This window comes from Streptomyces sp. NPDC098101, from assembly GCF_044760185.1.
Taxonomy (GTDB): domain Bacteria; phylum Actinomycetota; class Actinomycetes; order Streptomycetales; family Streptomycetaceae; genus Streptomyces.
The window spans coordinates 220,833-235,417 of record NZ_JBIWAS010000006.1; the positions used below are offsets into that span (position 1 = coordinate 220,833).

At 74.8% G+C, this 14,585-nt stretch carries 12 protein-coding genes; 8 read left to right on the forward strand and 4 right to left on the reverse strand.

From position 1 onward, the window contains the following. The first annotated feature begins 64 nt into the window (after positions 1 to 64). The gene (locus ACIQVI_RS26470) at positions 65 to 1,519 is read left to right on the forward strand and encodes a purine-cytosine permease family protein (RefSeq protein WP_403600176.1); all 1,455 of its coding nucleotides are present in this window, start codon (positions 65 to 67) and stop codon (positions 1,517 to 1,519) included. On the opposite strand, the gene ACIQVI_RS26475 is transcribed toward ACIQVI_RS26470, so the two are convergent. The 3 genes from ACIQVI_RS26475 to ACIQVI_RS26485 form a co-directional block, all read right to left on the reverse strand. Continuing rightward, positions 1,520 to 2,212, reverse strand: a complete 693-nt coding sequence (locus tag ACIQVI_RS26475; protein ID WP_351973352.1) for a gamma-glutamyl-gamma-aminobutyrate hydrolase family protein — start codon at positions 2,210 to 2,212, stop codon at positions 1,520 to 1,522. 27 nt (positions 2,213 to 2,239) lie between these two features. Then, positions 2,240 to 3,718, reverse strand: a complete 1,479-nt coding sequence (eat, locus tag ACIQVI_RS26480; RefSeq protein ID WP_351973351.1) for an ethanolamine permease — start codon at positions 3,716 to 3,718, stop codon at positions 2,240 to 2,242. Positions 3,719 to 3,842: 124 nt separating this feature from the next. After that, positions 3,843 to 4,571 carry an FCD domain-containing protein gene (locus ACIQVI_RS26485; protein WP_351973350.1) on the reverse strand — a complete coding sequence of 243 codons (729 nt, stop codon included), beginning with the start codon at positions 4,569 to 4,571 and terminating at the stop codon, positions 3,843 to 3,845. An 89-nt stretch (positions 4,572 to 4,660) separates the two neighbouring features. Here ACIQVI_RS26485 and ACIQVI_RS26490 point away from each other — a divergent pair, with 89 nt between their 5' ends. From ACIQVI_RS26490 to ACIQVI_RS26505, 4 genes are all read left to right on the forward strand, one after another. Continuing rightward, positions 4,661 to 6,025, forward strand: a complete 1,365-nt coding sequence (locus tag ACIQVI_RS26490; protein WP_403600180.1) for a glutamine synthetase family protein — start codon at positions 4,661 to 4,663, stop codon at positions 6,023 to 6,025. A 23-nt stretch (positions 6,026 to 6,048) separates the two neighbouring features. Continuing rightward, positions 6,049 to 7,404, forward strand: a complete 1,356-nt coding sequence (locus ACIQVI_RS26495; RefSeq protein WP_403600183.1) for an aldehyde dehydrogenase family protein — start codon at positions 6,049 to 6,051, stop codon at positions 7,402 to 7,404. Positions 7,405 to 7,409: 5 nt separating this feature from the next. Further along, the gene (locus ACIQVI_RS26500) at positions 7,410 to 8,195 is read left to right on the forward strand and encodes a 3-oxoacyl-ACP reductase (protein WP_121828697.1); all 786 of its coding nucleotides are present in this window, start codon (positions 7,410 to 7,412) and stop codon (positions 8,193 to 8,195) included. Between the two features lie 123 nt (positions 8,196 to 8,318). Beyond that, positions 8,319 to 9,575, forward strand: coding sequence for a haloacid dehalogenase-like hydrolase (locus ACIQVI_RS26505; protein WP_403600187.1), 1,257 nt, complete (start codon positions 8,319 to 8,321; stop codon positions 9,573 to 9,575). 3 nt (positions 9,576 to 9,578) lie between these two features. On the opposite strand, the gene ACIQVI_RS26510 is transcribed toward ACIQVI_RS26505, so the two are convergent. Next, positions 9,579 to 10,781 (reverse strand): amino acid deaminase/aldolase, encoded by a 1,203-nt coding sequence (locus ACIQVI_RS26510; protein WP_403600190.1) that lies wholly within the window; start codon positions 10,779 to 10,781, stop codon positions 9,579 to 9,581. Between the two features lie 108 nt (positions 10,782 to 10,889). Here ACIQVI_RS26510 and ACIQVI_RS26515 point away from each other — a divergent pair, with 108 nt between their 5' ends. From ACIQVI_RS26515 to ACIQVI_RS26525, 3 genes are read left to right on the forward strand one after another with little or no spacing between them, the layout of a single operon-like run. Then, positions 10,890 to 12,569, forward strand: coding sequence for a hypothetical protein (locus ACIQVI_RS26515; RefSeq protein WP_403600193.1), 1,680 nt, complete (start codon positions 10,890 to 10,892; stop codon positions 12,567 to 12,569). After that, the gene (gene mycP / locus ACIQVI_RS26520; protein ID WP_351973684.1) at positions 12,566 to 13,747 is read left to right on the forward strand and encodes a type VII secretion-associated serine protease mycosin; all 1,182 of its coding nucleotides are present in this window, start codon (positions 12,566 to 12,568) and stop codon (positions 13,745 to 13,747) included. The genes ACIQVI_RS26515 and mycP overlap by 4 nt, the downstream gene beginning before the upstream one ends. Before the next feature lie 45 nt (positions 13,748 to 13,792). After that, on the forward strand, positions 13,793 to 14,527 hold the full coding sequence (locus ACIQVI_RS26525; protein WP_403600196.1) for an SseB family protein: 735 nt from the start codon (positions 13,793 to 13,795) through the stop codon (positions 14,525 to 14,527). Positions 14,528 to 14,585 lie beyond the last annotated feature (58 nt).

The window sequence follows — 14,585 nt, forward strand, 5'->3', positions numbered from 1 at the left end:
GGATGCTATTGAGTGTGCGACCAATAAGCAACCAGGTGGGCACCACACGCTTCCGGAGGGCCGCATGGCTTCCACGATCCCCGACCAGGACCCGGCCTCCCGGGCCGCCCAGGTCACCCCTCCGGCCGCCGACCGGCCCGGCCGCGTCGAGGCCCACGGCATCGACCGCATCCCCGAGGACGAGCGCCGCGGACACCCCCGCGAGCTCTTCTCCGTGTGGGCCGCGGCGAACGTCAACTACCTGAGCCTGGTCATCGGCGGCGCCCTCGTCCTCATGGGACTGAGCCTCTGGCAGGCCGTCGGCGTGATCGTCGTGGGCAACCTCTTCTGGGTGCTCACCGGCCTGCTCGCCACCCCGGGCCCGGTCGCCGGCGCGCCCAGCGAGGTGATCACCCGGGCCGTGTACGGCGTCCGCGGCAACCGCGTGAACAACGCGATCGGCGGCTGGCTGGTCTCCGTCTGCTACTTCGCGCTCAACCTGGCCGCCGCGGCCACCGCCGCCTTCGCGCTCGTGGAGAGGACCGGCATCGCGGTCACCGTCCCCGTCGAGGCGGCCGTCATCGTGGTGATCGCCGCCCTCACGCTGGTCATCAGCGTCTACGGGCACGGCCTGATCATCAAGCTGTACCTGCCGATCACGCTCGTCCTCGCCGGGGTCTTCGCCGTCGTCGCGTTCGCCGTCCTACGGCACGCCGACCTCTCGTACGCCCCCGAGGCCCGGCTCTCCGGGACCGAGCTGTGGTCCCTGCTCCTCGCGGGCACCACGATGATCGCCTCGGGCCCGCTCTCGTACACCACGAGCGCCGACTTCTCCCGCTACCTGCCCCGCACCGCGTCGAAGCGGGCGATCGTCGGCTGGACCGCCCTCGGCGCCTTCCTGCCCAGCGTCCTCGTCTGTTCGCTCGGCGCCCTCGCGGCCACCGCCGTCGACATGACCGACCCGCAGACCGCGCTCCAGGAACTCCTGCCCGGCTGGTTCGTGCCGGTCTTCCTGCTCGCCCTGGTCCTCGGCACCATCGCCATCAACGCCCTGACCGCCTACAGCGCCGGACTCGCGCTCCAGGCCGTCGGCCTGCGCGTCCGCCGCTCCGTCAGCGTCCTCCTCGACGGCGCCGTGGCCGTCGCCCTGACCCTGTACGGCGTGCTCGTCTCCGGCTTCCTGGACACCGTCAGCAACGCCCTCCAGATGATCACGGTCCTGGTCGGCCCCCTGATGGCCGTGTACGCCACCGACGTCCTGCTGCGCCGCTGCCGCTACGACGGCGCGGCGCTCTCCGACGAGACCCCCGGCGGCCCCTTCTGGTACACCGCCGGGGTCAACCGGGCCGGGGCGCTCGCCCTGGTCGCCGGCGTCGCCGCCGCGTCCCTGTGCGTCAACACCCTCTACACCGGCCCGGTCGCCGCGGCCCTCGGCGGCCTCGACCTCTCCCTGCCCGTCGGCACGCTCCTCTCCGCCGCCCTCTACGCCGTCCTGATGCGGGGCGACCGCACGGTCCTCGCCGCCCGCGCGGCCGCCTGATCAGGAACGCCCACGGGCCGCCGCCGCCCGGACCAGCCCCCGCATCACGCGCGTGTCCTCGCCCATCTCCGGGTGCCACTGCACGCCGAGGGCCCAGGCGGGGGCGGCCAGCTCCACCGCCTCCACCGTGCCGTCCTCCGCGTGGGCCGAGGCCGCGAGCCCCGCGCCCAGCCGGTCCACGGCCTGGTGGTGGTAGGTCGGCACCTCGGCGAGCTCCGGCACCAGGGAGGCGTAGAGCGTGCCCGGCACCGGCTTGACCGGGTGCCGGCCGATCACCCCGACCGCCTCCACGTGCCCGTCCAAGTGCTGGACCAGCGTGCCCCCGAGGGCCACGTTCAGGAGCTGCATCCCCCGGCAGACGCCCAGGAGCGGGGTCCCGGCGGCGAGGGCCGCGTCGACCAGGGCCAGCTCCCAGGAGTCCCGCTCCCTGGCCGGAGGACCGGTCCGGGGGTCGGGCTCGGCCCCGTACCGTACGGGCTCCACGTCCGCCCCGCCCGCCACGACCAGGCCGTCGAGCCGGGCCACGACCGCCGCGGCGGCGTCCGGGGCGTCCGGCGGGAGCATCACCGCGAGCCCCCCGGCCTCCCGTACGAGCCGGGGGTACGGGGCCGGGAGCAGCGCGGCCTCCATGTCCCACACCCCCCAGCGGGCCCGGTCCAGATAGGTGGTCACGCCGATCAGCGGCTTGGACACGACAACTCCTCCAGAAAGGTCGGGACGTCAGCCGCGTTCGAGTTCGGCCTCGGCCGCGGCGAGTGCCGCGAACTCCTCCTCGGGCGCCTTGGCCACCAGGTGGTGCCGACTGTAGAACGCGAAGTAGGCGAGGGCGACGACGTACACCCCGAGCGCCATGAGCGCCGCCGTCCGGTCCACCAGGAAGGTCGCCACCAGGGCCGACAGGGCCAGGACGAAGGCCGTCGACGAGGTCGCGATCCCGCCCGGCGTGCGGTACGGCCGGTGCAGGCCCGGCTCGCGGCGGCGCAGCACGATGTGCGAGAGCGCCATCAGGGCGTACGAGATGGTGGCGCCGAAGACCGCGATGTTCAGCATCCGCGCCCCGTCCCCGGTGCCGGCCGCGAGCGCGAAGCCGATCGCGCCCGGGACGAGGAGCCCCAGGTAGGGCGACTTGCGGCGGCTGGTCAGGGAGAGGAAGCGGGGCAGGTAGCCCGCCCGGGAGAGGGCGAACAGCTGGCGCGAGCCCGCGTAGATGAGGGAGAAGAAGGAGGCGACCAGACCCGCCAGGCCCGCGTAGTTCACGAACCGGCTGAGCGCCGTCGGCTCCCCGTCGCCCTGGAGCGCCACGACCAGCGGGTTCCCGGCCTCCTGGATGGCGGCCGCGCCGCGCGCCCCGGTGGCGGCGAAGAAGGTCATGACGGCGAGCAGCACCAGGACGCCCAGCGAGATCGCCAGCGCCTTCGGCATCGCCCTGACCGGGTCCTTCGCCTCCTCGGCGGCCAGCGGCACCCCTTCGACGCCGAGGAAGAACCACATGCCGAAGGGGAACGCGGCCCAGATCCCGAGCAGCCCGAACGGCAGCCAGGAGTTCGACCCGAAGGCCTCGCCGTCCACCGGGATGTCGTTCAGTCCGTCCGCGCGGAATTCGGTGAACGCGCCGAGCGCGAAGACGACCAGGGCCGCGACCGCGATCGCCGTCACCACCAGGCTGAACCGCAGCGCCTCGCCCACGCCCCACAGGTGGATCCCGATGAAGAGCGCGAAGCAGACCAGGTAGACCGGCCAGCCTGACTCCAGGCCGAAGAGCCCCAGGGACTCGACGTAGTCGCCGATGAAGATGGAGATCGCGGCGGGGGCGAGGATGTACTCGATGAGGATCGCGGTGCCGGTGAGGAAGCCGCCCCAGGTGCCGAGCGCCCGGCGGGCGAAGCCGTAACCGCCGCCCGCCGTCGGCAGGATGGCGGAGAGCTCGGCGAGCGCGAAGACCAGACAGGCGTACATCGCGCCCATCAGGACGGTGGCGACGGCGAGTCCGCCGAAGCCGCCCTTCGACAGGCCGACGTTCCAGCCGGAGAAGTCCCCGGAGACGACGTAGGCGACGCCGAGGCCGGTGAGCAGCAGCCAGCCGGCGCTGCCGCGGCGCAGCGCCCGCCGCTTCAGGTAGTCGTCCTCCGGGGCGCCGCCCCCGGACGTGCCTCCGGGCGTCTTCCCGGACGTGCTCCCGGTCGTGTCTTCGAGCGTCATGGCAGCGTCAGCTCCCCGCAACGGGCCCAATGGATTGAGGCCATACCTTTGCGCCGGTCCTGGCGGGAACGCAACCCCCGTGCGTTACTTTCGGGTTACGGGGACCGGCCGACCGGGGCTCCGCTCACGTCAGGAAGCCCCGCAGCAGCGCCGCCGTGCCCGCGCAGTGCTCCCGCATCACCTCGCGCGCCGCGTCCGCGTCCCCGTCGAGGACCGCCTCCACGAGCGCGGTGTGCTGGTGCTGGGAGTGCTCCAGGTTCCGCACGAGCAGCGGGATGCAGTCGAGCAGGTCGTTCACGGTCGCCCGGACCGCCGCGTACTGGGCCGTCAGGGTCGGCGAGCCGGACAGCTCCGCGAGCGTGAGGTGGAGCAGGGTGTCCTGGCGCCGGTAGTCGCCGAGCGGGGCGTCGTGGGTCGCCGCGAGGGCGGACCGCAGCCGCCCGGCGCCCGCCGCGCCGAGCCCGTGGGCCGCGCAGAGCCCGGCGGCCCCCACCTCCAGGACCTCCCGGAAGCGCAGGGTGTCCTCCATGTCGACCGAGGCGATCCGGCGGCGCAGCTCGTCCTCGTCGCCCGTCCGCGTCCGGGGCAGTACGAACGTCCCGCCGTACCGGCCGCGCCGGCTCTCCACGAGCCCCTGCTCCTGGAGGACCTTCAGGACCTCGCGCAGGGTCACCCGGCTGATCCCCATCCGGTCGGCCAGCTCCCGCTCGGCGGGCAGCCGCTCCCCGTCCGGCACCAGACCGAGCCGCACCACCTGGAGGATCTGCTCCAGGGCCTCCTCGAACCCGTTGCCCGCCCGCACCGGCCGCAGCACGGGCGTCAACCGGTCCGCCGATTCACTCGTACTGGCCACGTTCTCGTTTCCTTTCCGCCGGCACTTCCCAAGCAATGGTCTTCCGCAATACCTTATGGCTTCCGGCAGGCCGAAGGAGGAGCAATCCCGTGGCAGACCGCACACCCCCGCTCGACGTCGAGGGGCTGCGCGCCCTCGTCGCGAGCGGCGAGATCGACACCGTAGTCCTCGCCTTCCCCGACATGCAGGGGCGGCTCCAGGGCAAGAGGTTCGCCGCGCAGTTCTTCCTGGACGACGTCCTCGGCCACGGCACCGAGGGCTGCAACTACCTCCTGGCCGTCGACACCGAGATGAACACCGTCGACGGCTACGAGATGTCCTCCTGGGACCGCGGCTACGGCGACTTCGCCATGCACCCCGACCTCACCACCCTCCGGCGCCTCCCCTGGAACGAGGCCACCGCCATGGTGACGGCCGACCTCGCCTGGGGCGACGGCACCCCCGTCGTCGCCGCGCCCCGCCAGATCCTGCGCCGCCAGCTCGCGCGCCTCGCCGAGCACGGGCTCACCGCCCACGTCGGCACCGAGCTGGAGTTCATCGTCTTCAGGGACAGCTACGAGCAGGCCTGGGACGCGAACTACCGCGGCCTCACCCCCGCCAACCAGTACAACATCGACTACTCCGTCCTCGGCACCGGCCGCGTCGAACCCCTGCTGCGCCGCATCCGCAACGAGATGACCGCCGCCGGGCTCACCGTCGAGTCCGCCAAGGGCGAGTGCAACCCCGGCCAGCACGAGATCGCCTTCAAGTACGACGAGGCCCTCGTCACCTGCGACCAGCACGCCGTCTACAAGACGGGCGCCAAGGAGATCGCCGCCCAGGAGGGCTGCTCGCTCACCTTCATGGCGAAGTACAACGAGCGCGAGGGCAACTCCTGCCACATCCACCTCTCCCTCCAGGACGCCGAGGGCACGAACGTGATGGCCGGGGACGACGAGCACGGCATGTCCGAGACCATGCGGCACTTCCTCGCCGGACAGCTCGCCGCCCTCCGCGACTTCTCTCTCCTCTACGCCCCCAACATCAACTCCTACAAGCGCTTCCAGCCCGGCTCCTTCGCCCCCACCGCCGTCGCCTGGGGCCACGACAACCGCACCTGCGCCCTCCGGGTCGTCGGCCACGGCCGCTCCACCCGCTTCGAGAACCGCCTCCCCGGCGGCGACGTCAACCCCTACCTCGCCGTCGCGGGCCTGGTCGCCGCCGGCCTCCACGGCATCGAGCAGCGCCTCGAACTGCCCGAGCCCTGTACGGGGAACGCCTACGCCGCCGACTACGCCCACGTCCCCACCACCCTGCGCGAGGCCGCCGAACTCTGGGAGACCAGCGAGATCGCCAAGGCCGCCTTCGGCCCCGAGGTCGTCGCCCACTACCGCAACATGGCCCGTGTCGAACTCGACGCCTTCGACGCCGCGGTGACCGACTGGGAACTGCGCCGCTCCTTCGAACGCTTGTGAGGCGAACGCTTGTGAGGAAAGAGTTGCTCCAGGTACTGAACCCGGCGACCGGGGAAGAGGTCGCCATCGTCGAGGCCGCCACCCCCGCCGACGTCGACGCCGCCGTCACCCGGGCCGCCGCCGCCCAGCGCGGCTGGGCCGCCGCCGCGCCCGCCGACCGCGCCCGTCTCCTGCGCCGCTTCGCCGCCGTCGTCGACGAACACGCCGAGGAACTGGCCCGGTTGGAGGTCACCGAGGCGGGACACACCATCGGCAACGCCCGCTGGGAGGCCGGAAACGTCCGCGACCTGCTCGAATTCTCCGCCGGGGGAGTGGAGCGCCTCAACGGGCGCCAGATCCCGGTGGCCGGCGGCCTCGACGTCACGATCCTCGAACCCCTCGGGGTCGTCGGCGTCATCGCCCCCTGGAACTTCCCCATGCCGACCGCCTTCTGGGCCACCGCTCCGGCCCTCGCCGCCGGCAACGCCGTGCTCCTCAAACCGGCCGAGACCACCCCGCTCACCGCGCTCCGCCTCGCCGAACTCGCCCTGGCGGCGGGCCTGCCCGAAGGGCTCTTCCAGGTCCTCCCCGGCACCGGCCCGGTCGCCGGGAACGCCCTCGTCGAACACCCCGGCGTCGCCAAGATCGTCTTCACCGGCTCCACCCGGGTCGGCAAGGCCATCATGGCCAAGTGCGCGGAACGGGTGAAGCGGGTCACCCTCGAACTCGGCGGCAAGAGCCCCAACATCGTCTTCGCCGACGCGGACCTCGACGCCGCGGCCGCCGCCGCCCCGATGTCCTTCCTCGACAACAGCGGCCAGGACTGCTGCGCCCGCACCCGCATCCTCGTCCAGCGGAGCGCGTACGACCGCTTCCTGGAGCTGCTCGCCCCCGCGATCGAGGAGATCGTCGTCGGCGACCCCTCCGACGAGCGCACCCAGATGGGCCCGCTCATCTCCCGCGCCCAGCTCGACCGCGTCCGCTCCTACGTCCCCGACGACCTCCCCGGCATCCGGGGCAAGGCCCCCGAGGGCCCCGGCTTCTGGTTCCCGCCGACCGTCCTCACCGGCCTGCCCGAGGACGCCCCCTGCGCCGTCGAGGAGATCTTCGGACCCGTCGCCGTCGTCCTCCCCTTCGAGGACGAGGCCGACGCGATCCGGCTCGCCAACGCCACCGAGTACGGCCTGTCCGGCTCGATCTGGACCCGGGACGTCGGCCGCGCCCTGCGCGTCTCCCGCGCCGTCCGCGCCGGCAACCTCTCCGTCAACTCCCACTCCAGCGTCCGCTACTGGACCCCGTTCGGCGGCTACCAGCAGTCCGGCCTCGGCCGCGAACTCGGCCCCGACGCCCTGACCGCCTTCACCGAAACCAAGAACGTCTTCATCAGCACGGAGGCCTGAACCGCATGACCACCGAAGAGATCATCTGCCGCCGCCTGGTCGGCCGCACCGCCGTCATCACCGGCGCCGGCAGCGGCATCGGCCTCGCCACCGCCCGCCGCCTCGCCTCCGAGGGCGCGAACGTCGTCTGCGGCGACATCGACGAGACCGCGGGCAAGGCCGCCGCCGAGGAGGTCGGCGGCACCTTCGTACGGGTCGACGTCACCGACCCCGAGCAGGTCGAGGCGCTGTTCAAGACGGCCTTCGACACCTACGGCTCCGTCGACATCGCCTTCAACAACGCCGGCATCTCGCCGCCCGACGACGACTCCATCCTCGAGACCGGCCTGGAGGCCTGGAAGCGCGTCCAAGACGTCAACCTCACCTCCGTCTACCTCTGCTGCAAGGCCGCCCTGCCCTACATGCGCCGCCAGGGCCGGGGCTCCATCATCAACACCGCCTCCTTCGTCGCGATCATGGGCGCCGCCACCAGCCAGATCTCCTACACCGCCTCCAAGGGCGGCGTGCTCGCCATGTCCCGGGAGCTGGGCGTCCAGTTCGCCCGCGAGGGCATCCGCGTCAACGCGCTGTGCCCCGGACCCGTCAACACCCCGCTCCTCCAGGAGCTGTTCGCCAAGGACCCCGAGCGGGCCGCGCGCCGCCTCGTCCACATCCCCGTCGGCCGCTTCGCCGAGGCCGACGAGATCGCCGCCGCCGTCGCCTTCCTCGCCAGCGACGACTCCTCCTTCGTCAACGCCACCGACTTCCTGGTGGACGGCGGCATCGCGGGCGCGTACGTGACGCCCCTCTAGCCGCCACCCCTCGGACAGCCGGGCGTCGCGAGGCGCCCGGCTGTCCGCGTACCCCCACCCGCACACCTCCACCCGCGTGCCCCACCCGCACACCTCCGTCCGCCCACCTCCAGGAGAGTGCCCGTGCACCGCCGATCCCGTACGGCCGCGGCCGTCGCCGCGCTCGCCCTCACCGCGACCGCCCTCGTCTCCGCCGCCCCGGCACAGGCGAAGCACCGCCCGTGCCCCACCCTGAGCGTCTCCACCGGCTGGTACGGCGACAACAAGGCCCGGCTCGACCGCCTGATAGCCGACCACTGCGCCGACGGGAGGAGGAAGGGGGAGAAGCCCCTCGCCGTCTTCGACTGGGACAACACCGTCATCAAGAACGACGTCGGCGACGCCACCCTGTACTGGCTCCTGCGCAACGACCGCGTCCGTCCGCCCCGGAACGACGACTGGTCCACCACCAGCCGCCACCTCACCCCCGCCGCCGCGACCGCCCTGCGCGCGGCCTGTCCCGCCGGCGGGCGCACCCTGCCCACCGCCACCGACGTCCGCTGCGCCGACGAGATCCGCTCCGTCTACACCGACGGCGCCACCACCGGCGGCGCGCCCGCCTTCGCCGGCTTCGACCACCGCCGCACGGAACCCCAGTACGCCTGGCTCGCCCAGCTCCTGCGCGGCTGGACCACCCGCGAGGTCGAGTCCTTCGCGGCCGCCGCCCGCGCCGAGAACCTCGCCGCCCCGCAGGGCGCCACCCAGCGGGTCGGCACCGCCCGCGTCACCGGCTGGATCCGCCACTACGACCAGCAGCGCGACCTGATCCACACGCTCCGGCGGGCCGGCTTCGACGTCTGGATCGTCTCCGCCTCGCCCGAACCCGTCGTCGACGTCTGGGCCCGGGGCATCGGGATCGACCCCGCGCACGCGATCGGCATCCGCAACACCACCGAGCGCGGCCGCCTCACCTCCCACTTCAAGGGCTGCGGCACCGTCCGGGACGGCGAGGACACGACGATCACCTACATCGACGGCAAGCGCTGCTGGATCAACCAGGAGATCCTCGGTCTCCGGGGCCCCGCCGCCGAACGCGTCCAGCCCGCCCCCCGCCGCCAGGTCCTCGCCGCCGGGGACTCCGACACCGACGTCTCCTTCCTGCGGGACGCCACGGGCCTGCGCCTGGTCCTCAACCGCAACAAGAACGAACTGATGTGCCGGGCGTACGAGAACGGCGACGGGCGCTGGCTCGTGAACCCCATGTTCATCGAGCCGAAGGCCCGCAAGGCCGCCCCGTACCCCTGCGCCACCACCGGCTACACGGCTGCCGACGGCACGGCGGGGCCGGTCCGCCGGGCCGACGGCAGCGTGATCCCGGACCAGGAGGACACGGTCCACTAGCCGCTAGAGGAAGGTGCGGCCCTCGCCCCGGTACGTGGGCACGGTCGCCGTGATCCGGTCGCCCTCGACCAGGTGCAGGCTCTCGAACCGCTCGCACAGCTCGCCGGCCTTCGCGTGCCGGAACCACACCTTGTCGCCGATCCGCAGGTCGTCGGCCGGCGAGCCGAGCAGCGGGGTCTGCACCTCGCCGGCCCCCTCCTGCGGGTCGTACCGCAGTCCCTCCGGCAGGTACGGCACGGGCAGCCGGTCCGGGCCCGCCGCCCCGGAGGCCGGGTAGCCGCCGCCGAGGACGGTCACCACGCCCATGCCCGGCCGCCGGACCACCGGCTGCGCGAAGAGCGCGGCCGGGCGCCCGCTGAAGGAGGTGTAGTTGTCGAAGAGGCGCGGCACGAAGAACCCCGAACCGGCGGCGATCTCCGTCACCGCGTCCTCGGCGGCCGTGTGCTGCACGCTGCCGGTGCCGCCGCCGTTCACGAACTCCAGGTCCGGCGCCACCGCCCGCACGGCCCGCACCACGGCCGCCCTGCGCTCCGCCAGCTCCCGGCGGGCGGCGGACTGCATCAGCCGGATCGCCCGGGACCGCAGCGGCCGGCCCGCGACCGCGTCCCCGACCCCCGCGACGTGCCCCTCGTACGCCATGATCCCGACCAGGCGGAAGCCCGGGCGGCGCACCACCGAGCGGGCCAGCTCCGCCAGCTGGGAGGGCTCCCGCAGCGGGGAACGGCGGGCGCCGACCCGGATCCGGCCGCCGAGCAGGCTCAGCGCCGTGTCCAGCTCCAGGCAGACCCGGACCTCCTCCGTGCCGCCCGCGCGGGAGGCGTCGATCAGGTCCAGCTGCGCCACGTCGTCCACCATCACGGTCACGGCGGCGGCCAGCTTCGGGTCCCGGGACAGTTCCCCGAACCCGGCGCGGTCCGCCGACGGGTACGCGAGGAGGACGTCCTCGAACCCGGCGCGCGCCAGCCACAGCGACTCGTCCAGCGTGAACGACATGATCCCGGCGAAGCCCTCCCGCGCCAGCGCCCGCTCCAGGAGCGCCCGGCACCGCACGGACTTGCTGGCGACCCGTATGGGCTTGCCCCCGGCCCGGCGCACGAGGTCCGCCGCGTTGGCGTCGAAGGCTTCGAGGTCGACGATCGCCACGGGCGCGTCGAGGTGAGCGGTGGCCCTGTCGTAACGGGCCCGGTCGCCGGCACGGGGAGTCATGGCCCGAGCTTGCCAGACAGGTTTACGGGTGGGTAGCCCCTGAGTTCCCGCCCGGCCGGGAACAGCCCGTAGAGTGACGGGCATTGTCGACACGAGCGGGAGACGGGGATGACCAGCGAGCACCGCCCCCCGTCCTCCCGCATCGCCGACCTCCTCCCGCCCCACCCCGACGCGCCCGTCGCCCCCGCCCGCCCGGGCCCCGGCGACCCCGCGGGCCGGCCGGAGGACGCCCCTGCCGGAACCCCGGCCACCCGCCCGGCGCGGGACGACACCGCCCGCCCGGTGACGGCCGCCGCTTCCGGGGCTCCCGGGGCCGTCCGTCCGGCGACGGCCGCCGCTTCCGGAGCTCCCGGGGTCGTCCGTCCGGCGACGGCCGCCACCTCCGGAGCTTCCGCCCCCGCCCGCCCGGCGACGGCCGGCGCCGACCCGCTCACCGTCGAGACGACGGCCCGCCTCCGGCCCGCCCGCTCCACGGCCCCCGCCTCGCCGCAGGGACGGCCCGGCCCGGCGCACCCGGCCCCCGCACCGCCGCAGGCGCCCCCGTCCCGTCCGGGGCCCGCGTCTCCCGCCCCGGTCCACCCGAGGCCGGGGCCGTCCGCGTCCCCGCAGTCCACCCCGCCCCGCCCGCCGTCCGGCCCGCTCGCCCCGCCGCAGGCACCTCCGCCCCGGCCGTCGTCCGCGCCTCCCGCGCCCGTACGGTCCGCACGCCCGGCCTCCGGCCCGCTCGCCCCGCCGCAGGCGACCCCGCCCCGGCCCCCGGCCGCGCCCTCCGTACCGCCGCAGGGACGGCCCGGCCCGGCGCACCCCGCACCGGCCCCGTCCGTCCCGCCGCAGGCGACCCCGCCCCGGCCCGCCACGCCCTCGCCGGGCCCGGTGCTCCCGGGCCCTCCGTCGTCCGGCCCGGCCCGGCCGGTGCCCCGGCCGTCCGCCCCGGCGCAGGCCGCCCCCGCGTACTTCACCCCCTCCTACGCCCGCGCCACCGTGCCACCCGAGGCGCCCGTCGAGATCACCACGCGGCTGCGGCCCGTACGGGACCGGAGGAGCGCCGGGCGGACGGCCGTGGTCGCCGCCTGCGCCGTGCTCGGGTTCGGGCTCATCGGCGGCGCCCTCGCCGGGGTGTGGCTGGCGGCCTCCGAGCCCGGCAAGCCCGCCGAACCCGCCGGGTACGCCGAGGCCCGGGAGCTCTGGCACAACGCCCCCGTCGACGTCCTCTTCCCCCGTACCCTCGCGGGCCCCGGCGCGGGCCCCGGCCCCGCCGCCCGCACCTGGACCCGGATCGTCGTCGCCCCGGACGCCGCCTGCTCGCCCGCCGCCCTCGCCGAGGGCCTGCTCGCCACCGTCGAGCCGCTCGGCTGCGAACGCGTCCTGCGCGCCACGTACACCGACGCCACCGCCAGCAGCGTGATCACCGTCGGCCTCGTCTTCACCCGCGCCGACGCGGCCGCCCAGCGCGCCCTCGGCCAGGGCCTCACCGCCCGCCTCGGCCAGGACGTCCCCCCGGCCCTCTCCGGCCCCTCCACCGTCGCCGCCCGCTTCGGCGACCGGCAGCGCGCGAGCTGGTGGACGAGCGCCCCCGCCGACCTGCCCGTCGTCGTCACCGCCGTCTCCGGCTTCGCCGACGGCCGGACCGTCGACGCCCCCCAGCCCGCCGACCGGGCCATGACCAAGGGCCGTACCGACGCCGTCGCCCAGTCCGGCCTCGGCCACGAGGCCAAGGGCATCACCGAGCACCTGGAGCGCCTGCTGCGCACGACCGCCACCGCGGCGGCGAAGGAGAAGACCCGGTGAACCGATCCGTCCGCCGGCCCGCGCGCGGCGGCGCGGCCGTCCTGCTCGCCGCCGCCTTCTCCGTCCTGCCCGCCACCACCGCGCCCGCGCACGCCGACACCATCCGGGCCCGGCAGTGGGGCCTCGAAGCCCTCCACACCGACGAGGCCTGGCGCACCACCCGGGGCGAGGGCGTCACCGTCGCCGTCCTCGACACCGGCGTCGACGCCGACCACCCCGACCTCGAAGGCTCCGTCCTGCCCGGACACGACCTCATCGGCTTCGGCGCCGAACGGGGCGACCGCGCCTGGGCCCGGCACGGCACCGCCATGGCCGGGATCATCGCCGGGCACGGCCACGGCCCCGACGACGGGAACGGCGTCCTCGGGATCGCCCCCGAGGCCGAGATCCTCCCCGTACGGGTCATCCTGGAGTCCTCCGACAAGGCCCGCGACAAGGCCCGCAAGAGCCGGGGCACCGCCCTCGCCGAGGGCATCCGCTGGGCCGCCGACCACGGCGCCGACGTCATCAACCTCTCCCTCGGCGACGACTCCGAGTCCGCCCACCCCGACGCGGGCGAGGACGCCGCCGTCCAGTACGCCCTGTCCAAGGGGGTCTCCGTCGTCGCCTCCGCCGGGAACGGCGGCGAGAAGGGCGACCACGTCTCGTACCCCGCCGCCTACCCCGGCGTCATCGCCGTCACGGCCGTCGACCGCTACGGGACCCGCGCCTCCTTCTCCACCCGCCGCTGGTACGCCACCGTCAGCGCCCCCGGCGTCGACATCGTCATCGCCGACCCCGACCGGCGCTACTACGAGGGCTGGGGCACCAGCGCCGCCGCCGCCTTCGTCTCCGGCGCCGTCGCCCTCGTCCGGGCCGCCCACCCCGACCTCACCCCGGCCCAGATCAAGACCCTGCTCATCGACACCGCGCGCAGCCGGCCGAAGGACGGCCGCAGCGACGCCAAGGGGTACGGGACGGTCGACCCGGCCGCGGCGATCGAGGCGGGCGCCCGGCTGAAGGGCGGCGACCCGAAGAACACCGCCACCGGTTACCGGGGCCGCTACTTCGGGCCCGGACCCGTCGCCGCCGCCGAGGAGCCCCGCTCCTTCGGCCTGCTCGCCCCGCTCCTCGGCGGCCTCGGCGCCCTGCTGCTGCTCACCGCCGTCGTGCTCCGGCGCGCCCACCGCACCGGCTGACACCCGGCGGGCCGGGCGCACCCGCCCGGCGGCTAGGCTCGGGGCGTGGCGCTCAAGAACATTCCGGACCCCGGTTTCTCCGAAGACGACGGCACCGCCGACCCGCGGCTCACCGAGGCCCTCGCGGCCTGGGCGCAGGACAGGACCGCCCACGGCCCCGTCCTCGAAGCCCTGCGCGACGCCCGGCTGCTCGTCCCCGTCGTCGCCGTCCTCGGCGAGGTCGAGACCGACGAGAACGGCCTGCGCCGCGAGAAGACCAGCGACATGGCGGTCCCCACCCTCACGGCCGGCGACCGGCGGGCCCTGCCCGCCTTCACCTCGACCGCCTCGCTCGCCCTCTGGGACCCGCAGGCCCGGCCCGTGGCCGTCCCGCTGCACCAGGCGCTCCAGGCGGTCGCGCACGAGAAGGCGGACACGCTCCTCCTCGACCTCGCGGGCCCCGTGCCGTACCAGGTCACCGGCCCGGCCCTGCTCGCCCTCGCCGAGGGCCGTACCAGCGCCGACCCGCTCGACGACCCCGCCGTACGGGAGGCGGTCCGGGCCGCCGTCGCCGCCGAGCCCGCCGTGCTCCGCGCCCACCTGGGCCCCGGCACCGCCGACGGCACCCTCGCGCTGGTCCTCGCCGGGGACGCGTCCCCCGCGGAGACCGCCCAGAGCGTGGCGCGCGCCCTGGCCGCCGACGAAACACTGAGGGCCCGCCTGGTGCGGGGCCTCGACCTGGCACTCCTGCCGGCCTCGGCCACGCCTCCGGGCGAGCCCTTCTACGTACGGAACGCGTAGGAGTACGGGGCCTAGCCGTACACCGGCCCGGTGGCTGTTGTCTTCCGGGGGACGACCC

Coding starts and splice junctions, on each gene's coding strand:
- eat (WP_351973351.1), bottom strand. CDS start 3,718: ATGACGCTCGAAGACACGACCGGGAGCACGTCCGGGAAGACGCCCGGA.
- ACIQVI_RS26510 (WP_403600190.1), bottom strand. CDS start 10,781: ATGACTCCCCGTGCCGGCGACCGGGCCCGTTACGACAGGGCCACCGCT.
- ACIQVI_RS26470 (WP_403600176.1), top strand. CDS start 65: ATGGCTTCCACGATCCCCGACCAGGACCCGGCCTCCCGGGCCGCCCAG.
- ACIQVI_RS26515 (WP_403600193.1), top strand. CDS start 10,890: ATGACCAGCGAGCACCGCCCCCCGTCCTCCCGCATCGCCGACCTCCTC.
- ACIQVI_RS26500 (WP_121828697.1), top strand. CDS start 7,410: ATGACCACCGAAGAGATCATCTGCCGCCGCCTGGTCGGCCGCACCGCC.